The organism is Sphingopyxis sp. BSNA05 (assembly GCF_013265645.1).
GTDB lineage: Bacteria > Pseudomonadota > Alphaproteobacteria > Sphingomonadales > Sphingomonadaceae > Parasphingorhabdus.
In genome coordinates this window covers 1-3,814 of record NZ_PYIA01000172.1, presented here as the reverse complement: position 1 = coordinate 3,814, position 3,814 = coordinate 1, and the positions used below count along the sequence as shown (strand labels likewise).

At 61.4% G+C, this 3,814-nt stretch carries 5 protein-coding genes and 2 pseudogenes; 2 read left to right on the top strand and 5 right to left on the bottom strand.

Annotation, left to right across the window (positions count from 1 at the left end):
• From C8024_RS22400 to C8024_RS23905, 5 genes and pseudogenes are all read right to left on the bottom strand, one after another.
• A pseudogene (locus tag C8024_RS22400) lies at positions 1 to 116 on the bottom strand (amidohydrolase); the annotation flags it as partial.
• Positions 113 to 757: an NAD(P)-dependent oxidoreductase gene (locus tag C8024_RS19775; RefSeq protein WP_254306143.1), complete on the bottom strand. Its 645-nt coding sequence runs from the start codon at positions 755 to 757 to the stop codon at positions 113 to 115. The gene C8024_RS19775 and the pseudogene C8024_RS22400, both read right to left, overlap by 4 nt.
• Positions 733 to 894, bottom strand: coding sequence for a hypothetical protein (locus C8024_RS22395; protein ID WP_254306142.1), 162 nt, complete (start codon positions 892 to 894; stop codon positions 733 to 735). The genes C8024_RS19775 and C8024_RS22395 overlap by 25 nt, the downstream gene beginning before the upstream one ends.
• Before the next feature lie 71 nt (positions 895 to 965).
• Positions 966 to 1,559 carry a LysR substrate-binding domain-containing protein gene (locus C8024_RS23910; RefSeq protein ID WP_367947456.1) on the bottom strand — a complete coding sequence of 198 codons (594 nt, stop codon included), beginning with the start codon at positions 1,557 to 1,559 and terminating at the stop codon, positions 966 to 968.
• Positions 1,463 to 2,089 (bottom strand): LysR family transcriptional regulator, encoded by a 627-nt coding sequence (locus C8024_RS23905; protein WP_367947455.1) that lies wholly within the window; start codon positions 2,087 to 2,089, stop codon positions 1,463 to 1,465. Before C8024_RS23905 ends, C8024_RS23910 begins: the two co-directional genes overlap by 97 nt.
• Positions 2,090 to 2,209: 120 nt before the next feature.
• On the opposite strand from C8024_RS23905, the pseudogene ligK reads away from it, so the two are divergent.
• Both ligK and C8024_RS19760 read left to right on the top strand, forming a co-directional pair.
• A pseudogene (gene ligK / locus C8024_RS19765) lies at positions 2,210 to 2,883 on the top strand (4-carboxy-4-hydroxy-2-oxoadipate aldolase/oxaloacetate decarboxylase).
• Positions 2,876 to 3,814, top strand: a 939-nt coding sequence (locus C8024_RS19760) for a 4-oxalomesaconate tautomerase (RefSeq protein WP_173208405.1), incomplete at its 3' end; no start/stop codon positions are given. The pseudogene ligK and the gene C8024_RS19760, both read left to right, overlap by 8 nt.

The following is a 3,814-nucleotide window of genomic DNA, read 5'->3' as shown; positions in this document are numbered from 1 at the left end:
GGATAGGGCCCGACCGGCTCGCCAGCGGCAAAGGCCGCCCGCTGCGCTTCCCGCCATTCATTATGCGCGGCAGGCGCGGTGGTGTAATGACCGTGACAATCGATAATCAGGCTCATGCGGCCAATCCTTTCCTGTTCGCCATTTCCCGCTGGCGGACGATCGTGCCCCTCGTCATCAGCGGTTCGATGCCCAGAGCTTGGAGGGTCAGGGCAACCTGCTCCATTTCTTCCGCGCGGCGCAGCCCGTGGCTGGTCATGCGTTCGATATTATAGTCCACTCTGGTCGCCCATTCCGGGCCGAGCGACTGCAAGACATCGTCAGCCACTCCCGCCTCTTGGGCCGCGAGCATCATTTCCGCAGTCAGCGCTTCCACGCCCTTGACCATGACCGAGCGGATCATCTTGATCGACGACGCCTTGCCGACGTCACCGCCCACAACGCGGATATTGTCAAAGCCGAGACCGGCCAGAACAGCGGCGCCTTCGGCAGCATCGGTGCCGGAAAGCAGCAATGGTACCGACAATTCGGCAGGCTGCACCGGTGCCATGACCGCGACGTCGACATAGCGCCCGCCTGCTTCCTCGATGACCTTCGCCGCCGCCCGTTTCGTGTCGGGGGCGACCGAGTTCATATCGAAATAGAGTGCCCCCGTCGCGATGCAGGGCGCGGCATTTTCGGCCACAGCCTGTGCCTGACCGGCGGTAACGAGGCTGAGAATAGCAGCGGCCTCTTTCAGGCGTCCGGCAGGCTGCCGCATCCGGTGACACCAGCCTCAGCATAGTCTGATGTCTTGTCCTCGATATCATAGGCGCGCGCCGCAGCGCCCCATGCGCCACCCCGCGCGAATGTCGCGCCTGCTTCGCCAAAACCGATAAGAGAAACGGATTTTATCATCGCTCAACGCTATCGGCACGCCGCGAATTCTGCCAATCGGAAAGCGGAACGGGGTATAAGCTAAAGCGAATTCAGTCTTTCGCCGCTTGCTCCAGCATCGCCAGAAAATCCCGTTGCATTGCCGTCGGCATCCAGCCGGTCCGGGTCGTTATACCGATGGTCCGATGCAGTCCTGCCGGCGGCTGCCCGATGGCCGAAAGCCATTGCGCTTCCAGCTCGACGGCAACCTGATCGGGTGAAAGCAGGGTCAGGAAATCGCTTTCCAGCAATATCTGCCGGATGGTGATCACCGACCCGCATTCGATCGGCACATCCGGACATTCTATGCCCGCAGATTCAAACATCTGCTCCCAGCGCATGCGCAGCGGCGTGCCCGGTGCCGCGATGATCCATGGATAGCTGGCCAGTTTTTGCAGATCGCCCGGCTGGTTCCGCAACGGATGATCGCGGCGACCGATGATCACGGGATGGTCTTCGAACAGCGATTGTTGCTGCACATCGTCGCCAGGGACCGGATCGCGCAGCGCGCCGACCAGAAAATCCAGCTCGCCATCGCGTAACGGCTCGATCAGTTCGGCATGACTGCCTTCGATGATGCGGATCTCGCTTTCGGGATAAGCCTTGTGAAATTGTGAGACGCCTTCGGCAACAGGCGCGCGCGGCACAATGGCATGGCGCCTATCGCAACCGTTCCGGTTTCCCGCCCCTTCAGCGCCTCAAGCTCCGACAATCCGGCCACAAGCTCCGCCTTGGCCAGACGGAAAGATCGGGCCAGAGTACGCCCCTGACCAGTCAGCGCCATGCCCTTGCCGCGCCGCTCGAGCAATTTGCGTTTCAGCGCAATCGCCAGATTGGCAACCGAGCGATGCAGCGATGGCTGGGCCAGCCCCGACATGGCGCTCGCTGTCGGGTAGCTGCCATACTCAGCTACCAACAGGAAGGCACGCACCTGCGCCATAGTCACACGCGTCGACCCGATATTGGCCAGCGCGGCCTCGATCCTCGGCGCAAATATGGTCGCGGCGGGCGTCGGAGACATGCCGTCGGTGTGCCGCTCGAACAGCGGCTGCCCCAATTGCGTCTCCAGCTTCACCAGTCCTTGCGTTATCGCCGGCTGGGTCAGATTTACAGCATCTGCAGCAGCGCTTATGCTGCCTTTGTCGCAGATTTCCTTTGCGGCATATAAATGGCGCAAATTGAGGTCCCAAATCTCCATGGACCAAGGATTAGCACAATCTTATAGCCCTGCCCAAGTTCCAAATTGCGGTTTTCGGCGCAGCCTGCAACAGGTAGGCAATAATCGGAGGAACTGAAAATGGCGAATATCGTTGTCCAGAATATCGAGCGGACCGATCTGAAACTGGTCGACGGGCTCGGCCAATGCGGCGTCGCCACGGTTCACGAAGCGCAGGGCCGGACCGGTCTGATGGCCTCGCACATGACCCCGATCTATGCCGGCGCGCGCGTCGCCGGAAATGCCGTCACCATATCGGCGGCCCCCGGAGACAACTGGATGGTCCATGTCGCGATCGAACAGATGCAGGAAGGCGACATACTGGTGCTCGAGCCGACCAGCCCGTGCGAAGACGGTTATTTCGGCGATCTGCTGGCGACATCCGCGCAAGCCCGCGGAGGTCGCGGCCTGATCATCAACGCCGGTGTCCGCGATGTCCGCGATCTCACCGAGATGAACTTTCCGGTTTGGTCGAAGGCGGTTTTCGCTCAGGGTACGGTCAAGAATACTTTGGGATCGGTCAATGTTCCGGTCGTTTGCGCCGGTGCGCTGGTCAATCCGGGCGATGTCATCGTCGCCGATGATGATGGCGTTTGCGTCGTGCCCCGGCAAAATGCCGCCAAAGTGCTCGAAAAGGCGCGAGCCGGGAGGCCAATGAGGAAGAGAAACGGCAAAAGCTGGCGAGCGGCATTCTCGGCCTCGACATGTATAATATGCGCGAGCGGCTGGAGAAAGAAGGCCTGAAATATGTCTGACGGTCCGCTGGCCTCGGCCCGCGTCATGTGGATGCGCGGCGGCACGTCCAAGGGCGGCTATTTTCTGGCGGAGGATCTGCCCGCCGACCGGGCGGAACGGGATGCCTTTCTCCTCCGCATCATGGGCTCGCCGGATGAGCGCCAGATCGACGGCATGGGCGGCGCCGATCCACTGACCAGCAAGGTCGCGGTCATCCGCAAATCCGATCGCGACGGCATCGATGTCGATTATCTGTTTCTGCAAGTCTTTGTCGATCAGGCCCTGGTCAGCGATGCGCAAAATTGCGGCAATATCCTCGCCGGCGTCGGCCCCTTTGCCATCGAGCGGGGACTGGTTGCCGCCACAAGCGAGCAGACCAAAGTCACGATCTTCATGGAGAACACCTCGCAACCCGCTGTTGCAACAGTCGAGACGCGCGGCGGCATGCCGGTCTATTCCGGCGATGCCCGGATCGATGGCGTGCCCGGCACGGCAGCGCCCGTACCGCTGGAATTTCGCGATACGGCGGGATCAAGCTGCGGAGCGCTACTGCCCACCGGCAATGCCGTCGATATTATCAACGATGTACGCTGCACCCTGATCGACAACGGCATGCCCTGCATCGTGATGAAGGCGGAAGATGTTGGCGCAACCGGCTATGAGAGCCGCGAAGACCTCGACGCAGCCGAAGACATGAAAGACCGCATCGAAGCGATCCGGCTGGCTGCTGGCGAGCGGATGAATCTGGGCGATGTTGCAGAGAATTCGGTGCCCAAGATGATGCTGGTTGCCGCACCCAGAAACGGCGGCGCGATCACCGTGCGCAGCTTCATTCCCAAACGCGCCCATGCCAGTGTTGGCGTGCTCGCGGCGGTGACGGTGGCGACGGCCTGCCTGATCGAGGAATCTCCCGCTGCCGAGGTCGCCAATATCCCGGATGGCAGCCGCAAA